The organism is Ruminiclostridium cellobioparum subsp. termitidis CT1112 (assembly GCF_000350485.1).
In the GTDB taxonomy this organism is placed as follows: Bacteria; Bacillota; Clostridia; order Acetivibrionales; family DSM-1351; genus Ruminiclostridium; species Ruminiclostridium termitidis.
In genome coordinates, this window is record NZ_AORV01000065.1 from 440,162 (window position 1) to 460,149 (window position 19,988).

Annotated in this window: 14 protein-coding genes; 4 read left to right on the top strand and 10 right to left on the bottom strand. The window is 40.7% G+C overall.

All coding sequences use genetic code 11. The features are described 5' to 3' along the window. Window positions 1–27 precede the first annotated feature (27 nt). From CTER_RS24130 to CTER_RS24140, 3 genes are all read right to left on the bottom strand, one after another. Window positions 28–870, bottom strand: coding sequence for a carbohydrate ABC transporter permease (locus CTER_RS24130; protein ID WP_004629797.1), 843 nt, complete (start codon window positions 868–870; stop codon window positions 28–30). Between the two features lie 14 nt (window positions 871–884). Beyond that, window positions 885–1,835 (bottom strand): carbohydrate ABC transporter permease, encoded by a 951-nt coding sequence (locus tag CTER_RS24135; protein ID WP_004629912.1) that lies wholly within the window; start codon window positions 1,833–1,835, stop codon window positions 885–887. Window positions 1,836–1,996: 161 nt separating this feature from the next. Further along, window positions 1,997–3,391, bottom strand: coding sequence for an ABC transporter substrate-binding protein (locus CTER_RS24140; RefSeq protein WP_004630120.1), 1,395 nt, complete (start codon window positions 3,389–3,391; stop codon window positions 1,997–1,999). Window positions 3,392–3,817: 426 nt separating this feature from the next. Between CTER_RS24140 and CTER_RS24145 the strand changes: the two genes are divergently transcribed. Continuing rightward, entirely contained in the window at window positions 3,818–5,632 is a 1,815-nt protein-coding gene (locus tag CTER_RS24145; protein WP_004629837.1) for a cache domain-containing sensor histidine kinase, read from the top strand. Beyond that, window positions 5,610–7,232: an AraC family transcriptional regulator gene (locus CTER_RS24150; protein WP_004629652.1), complete on the top strand. Its 1,623-nt coding sequence runs from the start codon at window positions 5,610–5,612 to the stop codon at window positions 7,230–7,232. Before CTER_RS24145 ends, CTER_RS24150 begins: the two co-directional genes overlap by 23 nt. A 16-nt stretch (window positions 7,233–7,248) precedes the next feature. On the opposite strand, the gene CTER_RS24155 is transcribed toward CTER_RS24150, so the two are convergent. The 5 genes from CTER_RS24155 to CTER_RS24180 form a co-directional block, all read right to left on the bottom strand. Next, window positions 7,249–8,346: a GerAB/ArcD/ProY family transporter gene (locus CTER_RS24155; RefSeq protein ID WP_004630147.1), complete on the bottom strand. Its 1,098-nt coding sequence runs from the start codon at window positions 8,344–8,346 to the stop codon at window positions 7,249–7,251. Window positions 8,347–8,598: 252 nt separating this feature from the next. Continuing rightward, window positions 8,599–9,765, bottom strand: coding sequence for a Ger(x)C family spore germination protein (locus tag CTER_RS24165; RefSeq protein WP_004629791.1), 1,167 nt, complete (start codon window positions 9,763–9,765; stop codon window positions 8,599–8,601). Beyond that, the gene (locus CTER_RS24170) at window positions 9,762–11,318 is read right to left on the bottom strand and encodes a spore germination protein (RefSeq protein WP_004630213.1); all 1,557 of its coding nucleotides are present in this window, start codon (window positions 11,316–11,318) and stop codon (window positions 9,762–9,764) included. The genes CTER_RS24165 and CTER_RS24170 overlap by 4 nt, the downstream gene beginning before the upstream one ends. Before the next feature lie 379 nt (window positions 11,319–11,697). Further along, a complete protein-coding gene (locus CTER_RS24175; protein WP_004630028.1) occupies window positions 11,698–11,997 on the bottom strand; it encodes a hypothetical protein in 300 nt (99 codons plus the stop codon). A gap of 84 nt (window positions 11,998–12,081) precedes the next feature. Further along, window positions 12,082–12,471 carry an iron chaperone gene (locus tag CTER_RS24180; protein WP_004629872.1) on the bottom strand — a complete coding sequence of 130 codons (390 nt, stop codon included), beginning with the start codon at window positions 12,469–12,471 and terminating at the stop codon, window positions 12,082–12,084. Window positions 12,472–12,627: 156 nt separating this feature from the next. Between CTER_RS24180 and CTER_RS24185 the strand changes: the two genes are divergently transcribed. Together CTER_RS24185 and CTER_RS24190 are read left to right on the top strand one after the other, a co-directional pair. Then, window positions 12,628–13,953, top strand: coding sequence for a D-alanyl-D-alanine carboxypeptidase family protein (locus CTER_RS24185; protein WP_004630206.1), 1,326 nt, complete (start codon window positions 12,628–12,630; stop codon window positions 13,951–13,953). Between the two features lie 241 nt (window positions 13,954–14,194). Beyond that, a complete protein-coding gene (locus CTER_RS24190) occupies window positions 14,195–15,985 on the top strand; it encodes a dockerin type I domain-containing protein (RefSeq protein ID WP_004630017.1) in 1,791 nt (596 codons plus the stop codon). Window positions 15,986–16,091: 106 nt separating this feature from the next. Here the strand turns inward: CTER_RS24190 and CTER_RS24195 are convergent, their stop codons facing one another. Together CTER_RS24195 and CTER_RS24200 are read right to left on the bottom strand one after the other, a co-directional pair. Continuing rightward, complete coding sequence (locus CTER_RS24195) at window positions 16,092–19,145, bottom strand: FtsX-like permease family protein (protein WP_004630136.1); 3,054 nt, start codon at window positions 19,143–19,145, stop codon at window positions 16,092–16,094. Further along, a complete protein-coding gene (locus CTER_RS24200) occupies window positions 19,139–19,840 on the bottom strand; it encodes an ABC transporter ATP-binding protein (RefSeq protein ID WP_004629936.1) in 702 nt (233 codons plus the stop codon). The genes CTER_RS24195 and CTER_RS24200 overlap by 7 nt, the downstream gene beginning before the upstream one ends. Window positions 19,841–19,988: the final 148 nt, after the last annotated feature.

Here is a 19,988-nt window from a genome sequence, read left to right on the forward strand (position 1 = left end):
AACAACTCCTCTATTTTTTATTATTTTTTATCCTTTTACCGCACCGCTGGTAAGTCCTGCAACAAAGTACTTATTCAGACATATAAAGACTATCAGCATGGGAACGACTGCCATCGTTGTCCCGGCCATCATCAAATCCCATGAAGAAATGGTCTCTCCGCTGCTTTTCATTGATATAATCCCAACCACCAGAGGCTGGCTTTTTGGGTTGCCCAAAGTGAACACCATTGGCAGCAGGTAGTCATTCCACGAATTCATAAAGGAAAGCAATCCGACTGTAGCTATCAAAGGTTTTGTCAATGGGAAAATGATGTTGCAGAATATTCTGAAAAAACTGCAGCCGTCAACCTTTGCCGCTTCATCGATCTCCTTCGGTATTGAATCTATGAAACCTTTTGAAATATAAAGATTTGTAACATTTATTCCAAATATATATATAATTATTACTCCCCAAAGAGAGGTGTTAATATTGAGCAGTTTGGCTATTTTAAGCTGCGGATACAGATACAGGCTCCCTGCCGAAATAAACATTGATGAGGTTATGATAAGCAGTATCAAATTTTTACCGCGGAAGCTGCTGCGGGAAAATACATAACCCGAAGTAATTGAAGTAATAATAGTTCCTGCTACAATAAAGCTGCACATAAATATGCTGTTCCACATATAAGTCTGAAAATTTGAAAGTTTCCATGCACGTACATAGTTGTCAAAGCTTATTGAGGAGGGAAAGAATGATGTTGATGTCAATATATCTGCTGTTGATTTGAAAGACGATAATATTATATAGAATATTGGAAATATCACAATAACGGCAAATACGGTCAAAAGCAGATAAATTGGTATGGATAGAAGTGAACTTTTTGTTTTCATGGCATGTTCCCCCCTTAATATAGATCGCTTGACTTCTTTGTAGCTTTAAAATATACTCCGGTGATTATCCCCAGAATAATAGCGGTAATAACCGCCAAAGAAGCTGCGTAACCGTACTGGCTTATTGAATCGGCCGCACCGTATGAGAAGAAATACTTGAAGGTATAGGACATTACAACTTCTGTTTTACCTCCAGGCTGTCCGTTTGTGAGTACCAGTACAAGGTCGGACATTTTCATGCTGTTTACAATTGCCAGCATCAATACTACCCTCATTACAGGCGCCAGCATTGGAAGAGTAATTTTAGAAAATTTCTTCCAGACCCCTGCTCCGTCAATTTCAGCACATTCGTAAATTTCCCGGGGTACATTCTGAAGCCCCATTATAAAGAAGATCATATTTGTCCCGAAACTTCTCCATATACTGGCAAGTATGATTACCCAGTCGGCAAGCCACTGTGTCCCGAACCAGTTTATATTCTGCTGGATAAGTCCGAAGGCTTTAAGCAAATAGTTTACCGAGCCTCTGAAGGGCTCAAACATAAGAAAGAATACAAGTCCCACTATGGCACTGCTGACAATTGCAGGCATAAAAAATATTGTTCTGAAAAATGAGTTTATTCTTTTTGTACTGTTTAGAACTACTGCAAGAAATAATGCGAAGGGAATTTCAATGGCCAGTTTTATTGCCACAATATAAAAAGTATTTAGCAGAGATGCCCAGTAATGACTGTCCCGTGTAAATGCTCTGACGAAGTTATCAAAGCCTATAAATTTAGCAGTTGTCATACCGTCATAATCAAAGCCTGACCAGCGTATCAGCCATAGCATGGGATAGATGGTAAACAGGGTGAAACCTATCAACATGGGCAAAAGCATAAGGATAGCCTGAATATTGTCTTTTTTTACACCCTGCCTGTATCCGCCAAAGGAGCCAAAGGCTGCTGATTTATTTAATTGTTCCATGTGTTTGTCTCCTTGTTTTTCGGGAAGGTGTAAAGTACACGCCTGAAATCTGTACAGCTCAATACTTGTATTTCACCGGCAATTTCAGGCGCATACTTTTAATGGAGCTTCCCATTTATTGAAGTTGCCTTATTTTGAGACAACCCTTTTCATTAAATTATTTATTTAAAGCTGGTATCCCATTCCTTATCAATGTATAACGTCATATCAAAGCCATCGGCAACCGCTTTTTCCAGCGCAGTGTTGTAACGCTTGTCGAGATCAGCCAGAACTTTGGCGATATCAGGATCCGAACCTGCCACGAGATTGATGATGGTGTTCTGGTATGGCTGGCCCTCAACAGTTATGCCGCCGTCGGGAGGAGTAAGTGTAAAATATGACCGGCTGGTGTCTGCGAACTCTTTTGTACCTGCCTTTGTGAAATTGCCGGAGGATTTCTGCTGAATATCTTCTCTTGCTATGAAGTCAACTTCCTGTTCCTGAATTGCTGTCTGAATCTCATCACTCTGTACAAGTTCATATACTTTCATAGCTTTTTCAGGCATATTTTCGGCGCTTGGTCCAATACAAAGTGCATCTGCAATCTGGGCGTAACCTTTGAATTTTTTGTCCCTGCTTAGAACAGGAGTATCGCAAACGCCCATTTCAAATTTGTATCCCAGCTTAGCCACACCGTTAACGTCCCAGCTGACTCCCGGCATCATTGCTATTCTGCCTGCCGCAAACTGAGCAACGCATTCATCGAGTCCCATTCCTTCGGCGCCAGGGAATATACTGCCGTCAGCCTTCATTTGAAGTATTTTGCCAATATTCCCGGTAAAGTCTGAAAATTTGAATTTACCTTCTTTAAAGTCGTAACCCATGTGTCCGACAGAAGTTGCAAACTGTGTGGCAAAATACCATTTGCCTGAAGAGGCGGTATCTTTCAGATGTATTCCGTAACCATAGGCTTCGCCCTTATTGTCTTCTGTGATCTTCCTGGCATAGGCCACCACATCGTCCCAGGTTTCGGGAGGTGCGGTAAAACCTGATTTTTCAAGTAAGGTCTTGTTATACATGAACTTGGTGTTCAAAACCTTAAAAGGTATGCTGTAGGTTTTTCCGTCAAAAGTGGTATAACCTTTTATGAGTATATTCTCATATTTTTTGAGGAATTCGGGGCCGCCCGGCAAATCATCAATCGGCAGCATCCACTTTGATTTTATAAACGGCTCTTTAACCGTTCCGACAAATTTATATATCTCGGGACCTTGCTCGGCAGCCAATGCTACCTTCAGGACATCATTGTAATCTCCGCCGAATATCTTGTATTCGATGTTTATCCCGTCTTTCGTTCCTTCTCCCGAGTTATATTGCGCTACTATGGGATCAATAATTGGCTGATACTGGTTATCATTTGTCCATACACGGACTGTCTGCATTTTAACATTGTCAGTTTGAGAACTGCTGCTCTGAGTACTTACCGCATTCTCAGATGAGCCGCATCCTGCAAACACACTTGCTGTCAATGCCAAAGAAAGTACACATCCCAGACCTTTTATCAATTTTACTCTCACTGATATCTACCTCCTGAAAATAATTGATTTAATGAATTTTATAATACTTGCCGGTTTTATGTCTACTATTTATTCCGACTGACGACAACGCAGTCCCGGGAAAATTTAACCTCCGGCAATGTATGAATTCAGATGTTACAGACCACTGGATAGAAAGTTTAAACAAATACATATGCAAGGGCCCCTGCCTTTTGTTCCCTGTTAAAACTTTTTATTACCTTGCTATATTTATAGCTTAACAGACTGCAAAAAGTTTAAAATACAAAAAGTTATTCTTGTTGGTACAAAATATTAAGATTTAAAACCAAAGGTACAAAATATTATGATTTGCCTTCCAACCAAGTAATATCTTAACCTTGAAGGTATACATAAAGGCCTGTATAATACAATATTAACGAAGGTATTCAAATAAAGGAGAATAACACAATGAATATCAGCATAAGAACCAAACTTGTATTATATTTCCTGGCATCCATTTTAGTACCCACATTGATTATAACCTCAATAGTATATGTACGTTCTACAAGTATAATAAATAAAAAAATGAATACCCTTATTGAACGCAATATAGACTCGGCCCGTTTGATCGTAGAGCAAAGGCTGGAATTTATCAATGAGCTGACAACTCTTATATCCATAAATCCCGATATAAAAAATGTCCTGAGTTCCGATCCTACGGCAGACATGCCTGTTAATATCAGGGAGATAATAACTCTCGACCGAGCGCTGGACAGCTACTATCTTACCAATTATCATGTTTTCACCAATTCCTCGGTCGTACCGAAAATATATATGGTAAACAAACCTAATTACGCACGGTACGACCTGTCCACAAAAATTCATGACATATCCGAAGCCGAGCATAATCCCTGGTTCAGCCAGCTGAAAGATAAGAGCATGGTGGTTGTCAACAATCAACCAAATGATCAGATCACAGTCGCAAGAAAATTATATGATTTAAAAAGTGCAGACAGGGTTGTATACGCGGCACTTTTGACAATTGATATGGATAAAAAATATTTCAACTCACTCTTATCCTCCTATAAGGCCTCACCCGGAACGGAAATCTATATACTTGATGAAAACAATTCGGTCATTTTAAAAAGTGATTCCGCAACCAGTGATTCCTTGAAATATCTGGAGTCAAATATATCTGATAAAAAGCTGGAGCTCCTTTTTGATACAAATCATATTACAAAGAGGGATACCGTCAATGGAAGATCCACACTGATCTCAACCGGCGAAATGCGTTCTCTGAACTGGAAGATAATCAGTTTTACCAGGGTCAATGAAATCAATGCCGACCAGAATAACCTCAATCACATTGTCATACTGCTCTTATCCGTTTGTATGGTAGTCGCACTCCTTACTGCCTTTGCCTTATCAAAAAGTATTTCAAAGCCTATAATAAAGCTTGTAAAATCAATGGCAACCGTCAGAGATCACAATTTTGAAATCAAACTGGATTATAAAAAGAAAGATGAATTCGGGTATCTGATCGGGCAGTACAAGCTGATGATCGGGCAGATCAAGGAGTTGATAAACCAGCTTTACACCAGTGAGGCCAACAAGCAAAAAGCCGAATTGAATGCAAAGGATGCCGAGCTGCGGGCTCTCCAATCCCAGATAAATCCCCACTTTTTATATAATACGCTGGATTCCATAAACCTTTATGCCGTAAAATATAACGTACCGGTCATCAGCGACATGATAACCTCCCTGTCAAACTTTTTCCGCTATGGTTTGTGCAAGGGAAAATCCGTTATCACCATTGAAGAAGAGATAAAACATATGGAAAGCTATATGGAAATACAAAATATGAGATTTAAACAAAAATTGAAATATACAATAAATATTCCCCGGGATATTGGAAAATACCAGATAGTGAAGCTGGTACTTCAGCCCCTGGTAGAAAACTCAATCATCCATGGCTTCCAAACCTCAAGCCGCGAATGGATTCTGACTATTTCAGGCCGGATTGAAAATGATAATATTATATTAAGCGTAACTGACAATGGTGAGGGCGGGGATGTTTGCAGACTGAATGCCCTGCTGGATTCCGATGAAATCCGGAATGAATCCATAGGTATATTTAACGTACATGAAAGGATCAGAACAACTTACGGTAAGGAATACGGACTCCATTACTACCGGAACTCCGATTACGGAATTACAGCAGAAGTCGTGATACCATGCACCAGGATGGGAGGAACCTTAAATGATAACAGTACTATTGGCTGATGATGATTTTCTTGTGAGAGAAACACTATATGAAATCGTACCCTGGAAAGAGCTGGGAATGGAAGTCATAGCCCAGGCAGAAAACGGAAAACAAGCTCTTAACATGTGTATAGAACTCAAACCCGATATCCTGTTCACAGACATCAAAATGCCTTTTTTAAACGGTCTGGAGGTGGCAATAAGTCTTCAGGAACTGGATATTAAAACCAAAATCGTGCTGATAAGCGGTATTCAGGACTTCAACTATGCCAAAACAGCCTTATCCATAAATGCTGCGGGATATATTTTAAAACCTATACAGATTAAAGAAATAATTGAAGTGCTGAAAAAGATCAGAAACAGTATTGACATGGAGCAAAACCGCGAAGAAGTATATTACAGGCTGAAAGTCCAGCTTGAAGAAAATATGTACCTGATGAGGGATAAGTTCCTTGGCAACCTTGTCATGGGTATAATTACCGACCAGTATTTAATATCCGAAAAGCTTGAGTACTTTCAGATACCCTTGAAGGTTAATGAAAGCATTATATTGGCTGTGGCAGAAATTGATGACTATGTCAAGCGTGTAACTGATAAGGCAGAGAGCTATAAACAGTTTCTTAACTTTTCGGTGAAAAATATTATTGAAGAAACCCTGGTCAATCATCAGGCCGGTGTTTGCGTTTATACCAATGACAATCAATTTGTAATTATATTCAACAGAAAATTTTCCAGTGAAGAAAAAATGACTGTAATATTTGATGAAATGCAGGAATTACTTTCGGATTTCAATAAAATAACGCTCTCTATCGGCGTTGGAAATCAGGTTTCCAGTATGGAAGCCCTTGCGGTTTCCTATAATAATGCCCTCAGTGCTCTGAATTATAAATTCTATACCGGAAAGAACTCCATCATTCACATCGGTGACATCAGCAATACCCAGAAGCTGTATCAAATGAGTGATTTCAATGTTTATTCCAATCTCAATCTTATGCAGAAAGAGCTTTTGTCACAGATAAAGCTGGGTGACACCGAAAAACTTTCCAATACAGTGGAGAGATACTTTGCTTTTTTAACTGAAGTGAAGCTTTTTACAGAAGAATATATCCGTGGAGTTTGCATTGAGCTGATAATCAATGTTTATCAGGAGATTTTTAAAACAGAAACCGATGTACAGGAAATTTTTCCTCACTATCTGAATTCGGTGCAGACAGTTTTGAAATCTGAAACGGTTTTTGATATGAAACAAACCATATATCAGATGCTGGAACATATCTGCAAATATTTTAAAAGTAAATATTATCTGAAGCACGGCAACCTGGTAAGCCAGATAAAAGAATTGGCTGAGAAACGTTATATGGAAAACATCACTCTTTCAGATATTGCCAATGAAGTATATATGTCGCCAAACTACATTTGTTCGGTATTCAAAAAGGAAACAGGTATAACAATAAATGAATATCTGATTAAAGTCAAAATGGATGCAGCAAAAAACATGCTGAAGGATACCAGGATGAAAATCCTTGAAATTGCTGAAAAGCTGGGCTACGACAATCCACACTACTTCAGCTACTCCTTTAAGAAATATACAGGTCAGACTCCCCAGCAATACAGAACCTGACCATTATTAAAATATCTCAGGCAATTTGTTTTTTGGCAGTGATTTTATTTTTTTTGATTTCGGCCATTATCCAAATAAACACAGGGAGAATAGCCTGAAAGGGCAGGGCATAAAAGGGATAAATCTTAAAAGCCCAATCCGACATTGTCATAATATCTTTATATATGAATTGAGCAAAATACACCATAAGCAGGCCCAATTGGATTACAACCGACCTGTAATCATTTAGATTGCATACTTTTGCAACACCCTTTGCTGTAACAAACAGGCATATACTGATTTTTATCAAAGCCGCAACTCCAAAAACAAAGGCCACCGACACCTCTATCCTTTGGAGAAATTCTCCGATGCTTATCCGGCTGACAGCCACATGGGAAGGGAAATACAGGCTTGTGCCAAGGGGTCCTAAAATCAGAATATTTCTGATGGTTATAGCTATAATAAGCAGACCGGCCAAAAATACTCCGTAAAAATATACTCTATATGGAGATTTCTTTGTTTTCAAAGTGAAGAATACCCCTAAAAAAACCACCGACTCTGCAAAGGGAAAAGCAAAAGAAGAAAAGGCTCCATCCAGTATGGAAGTAATTGTACTGCTGAAGAAAGGCTTTAGATGGTTAGCTTTCATCTCAGATATTCCCAGAAACTGTACAATGATTATTATAACAACCAAAATTGGCAGAAGATATGCACATGTCCTGCCTATAACTTCTATTCCCAATTTCACTGCCATTATTGCAACAGCTCCAATAGTAACCATGAGCACAAACATTGGAGTTTCAGGCATTACCACGACATTGACAAATTCCCCAAAGTTTCGGATTACCATAGCCCCCAGATGAAAGGCATACCAGACATAAATAACTGCTACAAACCTTCCGCCTATTTTTCCCAACAGTATGATTAATATATCAAAGATATCCCTGCCTTGAAATATGGTTTGAATCCTTGCATAAATCAGCAGAAATGGTATTGCCAGCACTAATCCGATTACCCCTGAAATCCACCTGTCGTTTTTGGCATCACCGCCGATTCCCAGGATAAGAGTACTCCCTATTGTAAAAATTATTAAAATACATATAGCTTCCTTGTCGGTAATAACTTCCTTTCTCATGCTTACCTCCTGCTGTACCTGAAGTCTTTCAGGTTAACCCTGCTTTCCGAATATTGACTCTATAAATTTCCGAACAGGCGCTTGAGGGCTGGGAATTTCCACATTAAAGCACAAAAGCAGCACTATTATCAGGGAAGAGGTCCATAACACTGCATTTACAACAAAATCAGCCCATTTTTTTTCTTTATATAAAGGAATAAATTCATATATTGCCAGAATGGCATATATTATGACTACCATTACACTCATAAATTAGTTTTTTCTAACCTCCAGTGGTTTCGAGAGCATAGCACTGTTTTTAATAATAATTTTTGTTTTTACATTTACCTGTAAATTCTTAAAATTTTCATCCCAGTTATCTTTAATCTTTTGCCACTCCTTATAATGATTTTCATAAATTCTTTTACCAAACCCGAATACATCAGTTCCATACTCCTGCTGAATTTTTTTTATGGTTTTCTCCACCCTTTCTTTTAGTATGGTTTCACTTAATTTAACGAGCTCCTCACGGCCTTTTTTACCTATAAAATCCTTGCACCCTCCCAACTCGGCAAGAGTCACCGTCGTCTCAATATCAACATTCATTTTAACTTGATTTTTGTTAAAAACCGGCTCGATTTTTGTCTTGCTTTTAAAAATTTCAAATGAGATGGGAATTTCTCTATCTTTATCTTTCCCCTTTACAGTTTCCACCAGCAGACCACCCTTGATATTATCCTGTGCAAACAGAATATCCTTGGTTTCCTCTTCACCCACAATTCCTATCAGTTTGTCACCCCTGAATATTGCTGTTCCTCCGACAGCAGGAGTTTTTTCACCGCCGTCCATCTTTTGCAGTTTAACAGCGGCCGCACAGCCATATATACCTTCCTCAGCCATATTATTGGCAAATTCCCATACTTCCGTTCTGGGAGCTTTTGATAAGGCATCCTCATTTTTTAACATTTCTTCCATTTCAAAGGCTTTTATGCTCTGAATTACTTCTTTTCCCTTAAAGATATCCTCCGCAGTGTTTTCGGTGGAAATAGCAAGATGTACATTGGCTCTGGTTTCTGAATCCCGGTTAAACCAATCAATCATCTCTATTACACCTTTCTCTGCAATTTCCTTGCTTATTATCAGGATTTTGTTATGACTCCAATAAAGTCTCTTCCCTGACACCGAAATAGCATTTCTTGCGCAGTCAAATATTGTATCGCCTTCGGCTGACATCAGTTTTGATTCTGTAATTGCATCGTTTCCGGCGGCAATCTTTACAATTTCAACAGTCAGTTTATACCTTGCCTTTTCACCCTTATCCACAGCAGCTCCCGCAACAATGGCCAGGTTTTCGACTTCCCTGTAGTTCCAGCAGGCGGTGGTCACAAATGAATTTATTAAAATGATGATTGCAAGCAAAATAAGCTTAACATTCCTCATCTATTATTTCCCCTTTTGTTTTTTGGACCCTGCCGTACCAAATTTCTTGCACCGATAATTTTTGGTCTTAAGGTCATTGACCACCAGGGAGCTCTGACCAGAACATCCTGTCCGTCATGATCTTCTATTTTGGTGGTGCCAAGCATGTAGGGTACCCCGAAAGACCGCAGGCTCATGAGGTGTAACAGTGTTACAACAAACCCGAAAATAAAACCGTATATTCCTATAAATGCCGATGCGAACAACAGAAAAAAACGTATAAGAATAGAAGGTCCTATAAAGGTTATATTCATTAAGTTTACAATACCTGTAAAGGCCGTAACAATGACTATGGGAGCACTCACAAGCCTTGCTTCAACGGCTGCCTGCCCCAATACAAGCGTTCCGACTATATTGACGGCCTGTCCTATAGGTGTCGGCATTCTTGTTCCCACCTCCCTTAAGAGGTCAAAAATCAAAAGCATGATAAACATGCTGAGGACTGTGGGAAAGGGAACACCTTCCCTTGAAGCCGATATGCTTAACAGCAGAGGTGTCGGCAGCATCTCCTGGTGATAGGTGACAATCGCCAGAAATACGGCTGGTACACTTATGGACAGAAGTAATGACATACCCCTGAACAACCTGTTTATGGATGCAAAGATATAATTATTGTAATAATCTTCATTGGACTGTATTGTTTCAACAATCACAAAAGGGACCGTCAGCACTACCGGGCTGCCGTCGACAATGACAGCTACCCGGCCCCCCAGCAACCTTCCGGCAACGACATCAGGCCTTTCAGAATAGCCGACCGTTTCAAGGGGTGAAAAGGGCTCATCCCGGATCAATTCCTGAATATAACCCGAATCAAGCACTCCGTCAATTTTGATTTCATCAAGGCGTCTTTCCAGTTCTTTAAGGACATCCTTTGAGATTATGTCATCTATATAACAGATACATACTTTTGTATGGGTTCTCTCTCCAATCTCCCTGAATTTGAACTTTAGCTCATGGCTTTTGATTTTACGTCTGATCAGGGAGATGTTCATAATTATTGATTCGGTAAAGCCTTCCCTGGGACCGCGTACTACCTTTGCAGACTCAGGTTCGGTTATGGAGCGGGTTTGCCAGCCCTTTGAATCTATTAAAAGTACCCTGTCACAGTTCTCAAGCAGAAAAACCGTATCCCCGGCATACAATGCAGCTGCTATTGTATTAAAATCATCCGATACCGAGATATTGTTGGCGACAATGATTTTATACCTTAACTCATCCAGCAGATTATGGTTTGAAATATCTTGTGTTAAATCATCGGAAAGAATTGGCTGGATGATGTTTTCATTTATTATCTCACAATTCACCATACCATCCAGATAAAAAATACAGCATTTGGCCGAATCCAGATGTTTATTCTGAAATACCCTGTACATAACGGTTTCATCCCCTGAAAAAGCATTTTTTAACAGCACGATATTTTTTTCCAGGGACTTGGTCAGCGTTCTAATGCTCACGGTATCTTTCTCTTCACCGGCGGCCTTTTCAAGTTTCTTTTTGCGCAGTATCTTGTACATATTAACCTCCATGAGCCGCAATAGCGGCCACAAAATGTAATGAAAACTTATATCCTTTATCGCAATGTGGCGAATAAAGGAGGTTAATTGGCCATGTGCGCTTTCAAAGTATTACAAATACTTTGAATATTTCGCACGGCCATAAATTCACAGGTTAGTTTTGGAAGACAATCGCAAGTGAAGTCTTTCAAGCTAACCTCCATGAGCCACATTCGTGGCCACAAAATGTAATGTAAGTAATTATCCTTCTGACCATCAATGATTAGTTTGCGCAAAGGAAGCCAAGCCTAGTCATAAATATCATATTTGATTTATAAAATTAAAGTATCCCATAAAAAAACTCTTCCAATACAAATAATTCATATCAGAAGAGTTTTTATCACTTGTTATTCCTGTTGGAGGTTTTATTACGGAATAGGGACAGGCCTCCGAACCCGCCTATAATAGCCATATAAAAACCAAAATCATACCACCAGCCTTTATTTGCAACTTCGTATACCCGTATGTTTTTGTCAAACAGTCCCCAAATCAATGATATGGGAGAAATCCAGCCATGCCAGATACCCCAGAAAAAACCTGCGGGTTTTGAAGCGGTATATGTGCCGTCCCCCGGCACACAGCCTGTCAATACAAATAAAATCAACACTCCCAAAGAAAATAATACTATCTTTTTCCTCACGGTACACCCCCATTTATGCCTGAAATTTTTTTGCCATATATAAGTAGTAGTCTGTAGTATCTATACTATGATAAGTTCAATACTTTATTTCTTCTTTTTTCCTTTATTTTGTGCCAGTTGGATGTTTTCAGCCACTCTGAATTTAACAATCCTGCCGATCAGCTCAAAGGGCATGGGCCTGTCAGACGGAAACTGTACCGAGCCTTTTGCTCCCTTGTACACCGACAATTCGTCCTTAAAAGCTTCAATACCGCTGGGAGTGGGATAGAAACCTATGTGCTTCTTATATGCAGCAAAATGAACAAGATTGCCATGCAGGGTAAAAGTCGGCATCCCATAGCTTATTTTTTCAGCCGCCTCAGGAGCGGCTTCCTTTATACACTGCCTTATCTGCTGTAATATCTGCCGGGTATCCTTATCGAACTGAAGGATATATTCGTCAACGGTTTCAATAGGTTTGGCATCTTTATCCATAAGTACCTCTTCAACAAATTTATTTTTATATATTTTTTATAATTATAGCATAATGATGCCCATATGTTTACAATTAAAACCTGTTTCTGCTATACTATTGTTTGTCTTATTTTTTTGCAATATAAATCATATTTTATAAACTATACAGGTGCCGATATGAAGAAAATAGTTATCTCTGCTTTTATACTGCTGATTTTTTTACTTTTTGGGACACCGGCATTCGCTGATGTTATAACTACGGATGCTCACTCTTACATACTAATGGATGCCAAAACAGGCCAGGTGCTTTGTGAAAAAAACGCCGACGACAAGTTATATCCTGCCAGCACAACAAAGATTTTGACAGCTGTTGTCGCACTGGAAAAAGGTGATTTGAACCAGATGATGGTTGCCAGCAAGGAAGCCGTCAAGGATATCGGACCGGATGGTATGAATATTTTTATAGGTGCCGGTGAAATATTGCGCATGGAAGATTTATTGAATGCCATGCTTATCCAGTCGGCAAATGAAACGGCAAACATTCTGGCGGAAAACCTCGCACCCACCCGCAAGGATTTTATAGATATGATGAATGAAAAAGCCAGGAAATTGGGGGCCACCAATACTCATTTTACAAATCCCAACGGAATGCACGATGATGAGCACTATACAACTGCACGGGATCTGTCAAACATAGCACGTTATGCCATGACAATTCCCAAATTCCGCGAGATTGTTTCAAAAACTTCATATAATATGGCCCCGACAAATATGCACAAAAAATGGGATGAGCTCTATACAACCAACAAATTTTTGTACAGAACATCAGACTATTTCACAAAAGTAACAGGTATCAAATCAGGTTTTACCAGCCAGGCCGGTTTCAATCTTGTATCTTCGGCAGTAAATAAAGACGGCATGGAGCTTATCGCTGTGGTATTGGGAGAAAAAGACCATACTAAAAGCAGGGTCGACAACGATTCAAAAAAACTTTTGGAATACGGGTTTCAAAACTTTTGTGCTCAAACGCTGATTGATGCGGGGAAAGCTGTCAGTAATGTCACTGTTGCCGGAGCTGCCGGTACAACAAATGTAGATCTGGTTACAAAAAGCGAATTTGCCTGTGTCCTTCCTCTTGATTCCAATCTGTGGAATATAAACTTTTCCGACAATATAGAGCCGAAGATTGAAGCCCCTGTAAAAAAGGGAGATATACTGGGTTACAGGGCTTATGAGAGAAATGGTACCGAACTTGGAAAGGTTGAACTTGTGGCTGCAAGCAGTGTTGAAAAGAAAACTGCCGAAGGTGCGAGTGGCAGCAAAAGCCAATTAGCCGAAAACAAGCAGCAAAAAAGTTCTCTGCTCATTAATATAATAAAAATCGTTCTTATTATTATCCTGGGATTAATCCTCCTGCGCATTGTGCTGCGATTTATTTCACGAAGTATAAAAGCGAGAAGACGCAAAAATAATATTTATGACAATAAGATAAAATTTAAATAGGAGTTTATTCCATTTTTAGTATTCAAATTCCAAATTATGTGTTAGACTATAAATAGTTGGACAGCTTTGTAGTAACATCCTCTGCTTTTCATAAATATTTCAAGCAAGATATTTTGCCTTTTAATATTGTATTTTTCACACTGAATTCCCCTTCTCTTATTTTCAGTATTACAAAGTGTTTATACTTTGTCCGGCATTTGTTATTTAATAAACAAATATACTGAAAGGAGAATACCCCATCATGGAAAAATTAAAAAAGTACATTTTCAGAACCTGCCCTAAAAGCGGCAAAATTACCGGATTCAACTTCAAATCACGTCTTTTGTGGCTGTTTTTCCCTGCCATCGGACTGTTTGCTTTGATCTGGTTCTTGATCAGAGTCATTCCCAAACCAAGCAGGGCCAGTTATCCATGCCAGCAGATCGCCGCGCCTATCGCAGCCAGTTTTGTTTTATGGATAGCCGGAGGTTTCGGCTCGGCGTTGCTTTTGAAAAAGGCAGGTAAAAAAATCCGGCAGTCCAGGTTTGTTTCAGCAGGCGCTCTAATCGCACTGGGTCTGGCTGTGATCATAACCTGGTCTTTTCAGATGTTTCCGTTAAACAGCTCGGCCTATACCTTCAAGGACGGACCAAACCAACCTATGGGCCAGGGGCGCGGAGTTTTCCCGGGAAGAGTCTCCTGGGTGCATGACCCCAATTCCACCTCCTTCAATTTCAGCGGTAACTGGTGGGAAGATGCATATAACAATCAAAGTGCCATAAATACAATGGTCTCCTGTGCCATAAAAAATGTTTCGGGCAAAACCGACGATTCAGCCGCCTGGGATGAGATATTCAAAAACTTCAACCAACGTACGGGTAAGGGCAATGTTGGATACCAGCCCAATGAAAAGATTGCAATTAAAATCAACCAGAACAATACCACCGGCCACTCCAACACCAATCAGATAAATGCCTCACCCCAACTGGTCCTCTCACTTTTGAAAAGCCTCATAGATTCGGCGGGAGTGAGCCAGAGCAGTATTACGGTTTTTGACTGCAGCAGGTTTATAACCGACAATATTTACAACAAATGCCATGCCCTGTACCCCAATGTCATTTTTGTAGACAATATCGGGGGAGACGGCAGAGTGAAGTCCACATATGTAAATAATACAATTCCCTTTTCCATAAACAACGGCAACCAGCAAACGGGAATCTGCAGCAGTGCCGTCAATGCAAATTATATTATCAATATGGCGCTGCTGAAAGGTCATGCCGGACAGGGTGTCACTCTTTGCGGCAAAAATTTCTTTGGTGCTACCAGTATAAACTCGAACTTTATGCTCAATTCACATAACAATTTCGATTCACCCCGTGACGGCAATCCCAAATTTATGACATTCACTGATTTCCTGGGCCACAAGGATCTGGGCGAAAAAACAGTCCTATATATGATAGATGCCCTGTACGGGAATGATGTCGTGGCAGGAGCACCGCATGTAAAATGGCAAATGGCCCCCTTTAACAACGATTGGCCCTCCAGTTTATTTGTATCCCAGGACGGAGTTGCAATTGATTCTGTGGGTATAGATTTTTTGAAGACCGAATTTACAAATCTGGCTGATATGAACTACTGTGACACATATCTGCACGAAGCGGCAAAAGCGGACAAGCCTGACTCGGGAACGGTTTATGACCCCGAAAGAGACGGCGTCAGATGCAAGAGCCTGGGTACCCATGAACACTGGAACAATGCAACCGATAAGAAGTATTCCAGGAATCTTGGCAGAGACACCGGTATTGAGCTGGTTTATACAGACCCTGCCCAAACCCCGGCCATCCTTTATGGGGATGTAAATGAGGATACCAGGGTAGACGCCCTTGATCTGGCCTTGCTAAAGAGTTATCTTCTGAATTTGGCTTCCCTGTCCGAAAACGGGCTGAAAGCCGCCGATGTAAATCAGGACAATTCTGTGGATGCAACAGATCTGGTGCTGCTGAAGGCATACCTGGCGGGAACTGTAAAGACCCTTCCGGCAAAGGGACTGTAAGGTGGTGCAAAAAGGGTTGGCCAGCCAACCCTTTTTGATTTTATCCTTTTTAATATTTTCTGCCGGATGTGTGCCATATGAAGCTCCGTTCTATTTCTGCCCCGGCTTATTCCACAGACTTCAGCGACTCAATCATGTCGATTGTCTGCAATTTAAAATAAGTAACTATCTGCATAATTACAGTAAATACAATGGTAAGCAGACTGGCCAGAATAAAACTGGGCCATTTGATCACCTTGAAAAACAAAGGTGCAAATTCCCCAACAATATCGACGACAAAACTGTGCAGGAATATCCCCAAAACCAGGCCCACTCCGATACTGATCAAAGTCAGGATAAAGGCCTCCCGGTAAATGTAGCCGTTGGTCTCCCCGTCTGTAAAGCCCAGTACCTTGAGGGTTGCAATCTCTCTCGTCCTCTCGCTTATGTTAATTGATGTCAGATTATACAGGACAATGACTGCAAGGAGTGAGGCTACCACCACAATCAAAATAATGATGCTGTTTAAGCGTTCGCTGCTTTCAAGGGCTTTTTGCATAACGTCACCGGTATAAACCACATTCAATACCAGGTCACTGTCTATGAGATGCCGGGCCAAAGCTTTTTCATCTCCGCTGTGATTGGATACAATGGCATTATAGGCTGCAGCTTTGCCGAAAACCTTGTTATACATGGCAATGTTCATGTATATATAATTGGAGGTATAGTTTTCGGCCACATCGCTTACAGTCAGCTTATATTCATTATTGTCGGCATCTTTTACAGCTATGGTATCACCTTTTCCAACACCGGAGACCTCCGATAAGCCCAGTGTAATGACAACACCGCTGTCCTTCAGGGATAGCCTGCTCCCGTCAGCCGTGCTTTTCAGATTGTAATAATCATAAAAATCCTTCTCATTTTCAGGTACAATCAAAAAGAGATTCTGGGACTTGTCATGGGTTTCATATTTGAAAGCAGTTTGCCTGATCAGAAGAGGTTCTTTTATCTGTTCCTGCTCCAGCAGACTTTTCAGCTCTCCGCCGAGCTCCCTGGCTTCTTCATTTAATATGATCATATTGTCGTAGCGGAAGATTTCTCCGAACTGCTTTTCGGCGACACCGTTCATGCTGTCTCTCAGGCCGAAGCCTGCCAGCAGCAATGAAGTGCAGCCTGCCACTCCCACTATGGTCATAAACGCTCTTTTCTTATACCGGAACATATTCCGCATGGTAACCTTCCAGGTGAAGGAAAGTTTTTTCCACACCGGACCGATTTTCTCCAGTAAAATGGTCTGCCCCTTTTGAGGCGGCACCGGACGCATCAAGGTCGCCGGCTCCTGTTTAAGCTCACTGCTGCACGAAAGGATGGTCACAAAAGTCATAAGTAACAGGGCAACCGCTAAAATCAACAAAAACAGCGGCATATAATATTGGATTACAAGTGACGGAAGTATAAACTGGAAATTTGAATAGATAAGAGGCGGAATAACACCGCAGCCTGCAAAAAATCCGGCTGCCGCCCCTAAACCCGTGGCAGACAAAACATAGAAAAGATATGTCGTGATTATGCTGTTGTCCTTATAACCAAGCGAGGTCAGGGTTCCCAGTTCGCTCCGTTCTTCTGCTATCATCCTGGCCATTGAGTTGGAAGTCATAAGCACTACGATAAGTATGAAAAAGAAGGGTAAGACGGCGGCGACCGCAGTAATCACATCTATTCCGGATTTCAATTCACTGTAGCCCACTGCGGTATCCCTGTCTAAAATATACCACTGTGGTTTTTCAATTTCTGAAATGTCTGTTTTTGCCTTGTCTATCTTGGATTGGGCGTCAGATATCTCCGTATTGAATTTTTCCAGGTTTTCGTTATATTCCCTGTATCCGTCATTGAGTTTCTTTTCATTTTCGGTTATTTCAGTTTTGCCTTCCTGAATTTTAATTTTTGCCTTTGCTATTTCAGAGTTAAAGGTATCAATCCCCTTATTCAGCTCAGCTTCCTGAACAGTTAACATATCAATGGAGGACTTGAGCTTTAAAAGTCCTTTGTACGACTCCGAATATTGCCCAAGTGCGGCACTGAGCCGGGCATGTTCGTCACTGCCGGCCGGAAGCTGCTCCAGCTGCGCCTGCATGGCCCCTATGGCCGAGTCCAGCTCCTTGATTTTTGTGCCTAGCTCCTCCCTTTTAATTCCGTTTTGTGTCAACGCTGAATTTATTTCATTCCAGCCGCCGGCAATATTAGTTTTAGCCGATTCAAACTGAGCATTTTGCTTTTCGGTATTTTTTTGCAGCTCCCATTCGTTTTGAGCAAGCTCAGCTTTTCCGTCCCTCAGTTTCTGCGCATTCTTATCAAGCTCGGCTTTTGCATCGTCAAGCTTTTTTTTGCCTTTTGCCCTTTCATCACTGAGTTTTACCTGGTTTTTATCGATCTCATCGTTTGCTTTAGTGTAAATCTCCTGATACCGGGCATCCTCTCTGCCGGATTTTATTTTAACCAGTTCATCCCTGAGCCCTGATGCTGCCTTGTCATAAGCCTTTGAATATGCAGCTGCAGCTTTTGTATCCCTTGCGGTAATATAAATCTCAGTATAGGCCTCCAAAATGAAATTACTTTTTTCAACAAATATAAAGGAAGCCAGCTTACCGTCGCCAATGGTAGTACTTCCGTAATCCTCGGCCAGGTATAATACCGACTCAGCCGTACCAACAACAGTGAATTCGCTGTTCCTCAATTTTTCATCTATATCACTTGTAATCCTGATTTTATCGCCTGTCTTGTAAGTCCTGTCATCAGCAATACACTCATTTTCCTTTTGAGGCATCCTGCCGCTGATCAGCTTGACTCTGTTGACCGTCTGCTCTATTGCATGGACGCGAATGGCTTTATCCTGGTCCAGAACATCCAGTGAATAGCTCGGGACAACGGCATTTGCATTGTTCAAAACCTTAACCGCATTGGCGTCCTCATCGGTAAGGCCCATTGAACTGACTATTTTAAAATCCGTCAGGTTGTAGTCCTTATAATAATTATCGGCTACCGAGATCATATCAGGTGCAGTTGTCTGTATTCCGGCAAAAAACCCAACTCCTATCATAACTATAATAAACAGTGACAAATACCTGCCAAAGGATTTTCTTATTTTTTTCAAAGTGTTTTTAAACAGCAAGCCAATCACCACACAATCTCTTCTGCTTTTTTAGGATTTTTATTGACCGAAACATCCTTCACAGTTCCGTTTTTTATTTTGATTACTTTATCCGCTATATCCGCAATTACGGCATTATGGGTAATCAGAACCGTGGTCATACCCATTTCCCTGCAGGTTTTCTGCAGAAGTCCGATGATCCGCTGTCCTGTCAGACTATCCAGCGCACCGGTGGGCTCATCGCACAGAAGCAGCTTGGGATTTTTTGCTATGGCCCTTGCTATGGCAACACGCTGCTGCTCTCCCCCCGATAGCTGGGAAGGAAAGTTTTTCATGCGTTCAGATAGTCCCACCTGCTCCAGTATGGCTTCAGGCTTCAGAGAATCTGGGCAGATCTGGCAGGCCAGCTCAACGTTTTCAAGTGCGGTCAGATTTCCCACCAGGTTATAAAACTGGAATACAAATCCGATATCCCTGCGCCGGTAATCCACCAGCTTCCTTTTGCTGTATTTATGGATTGGATTTCCATCCACCAGTATACTGCCGCCGCTTGGACTGTCCATCCCTCCAAGCAGGTTCAATACCGTTGTCTTCCCTGCACCTGAGGGACCTAATATGACAACAAGTTCACCTTTTTCCACTGAAAAAGAACAATTATCAACTGCCGTAATTCTAACATCTCCAACTACATATTCCTTTTTTATTTTTTCAAATTCAATGAGTGCCATCCATTTGCCTCCATATTTATTAAACACTGTGTTGACAATTATACTAATGTATATTATATTGACATTATGAATCAAAAACAACAATCATATATTTTATATCTGTAAGCTTCTCAACAAATATTAAAAATATGTTTAAAAAATATCAAAT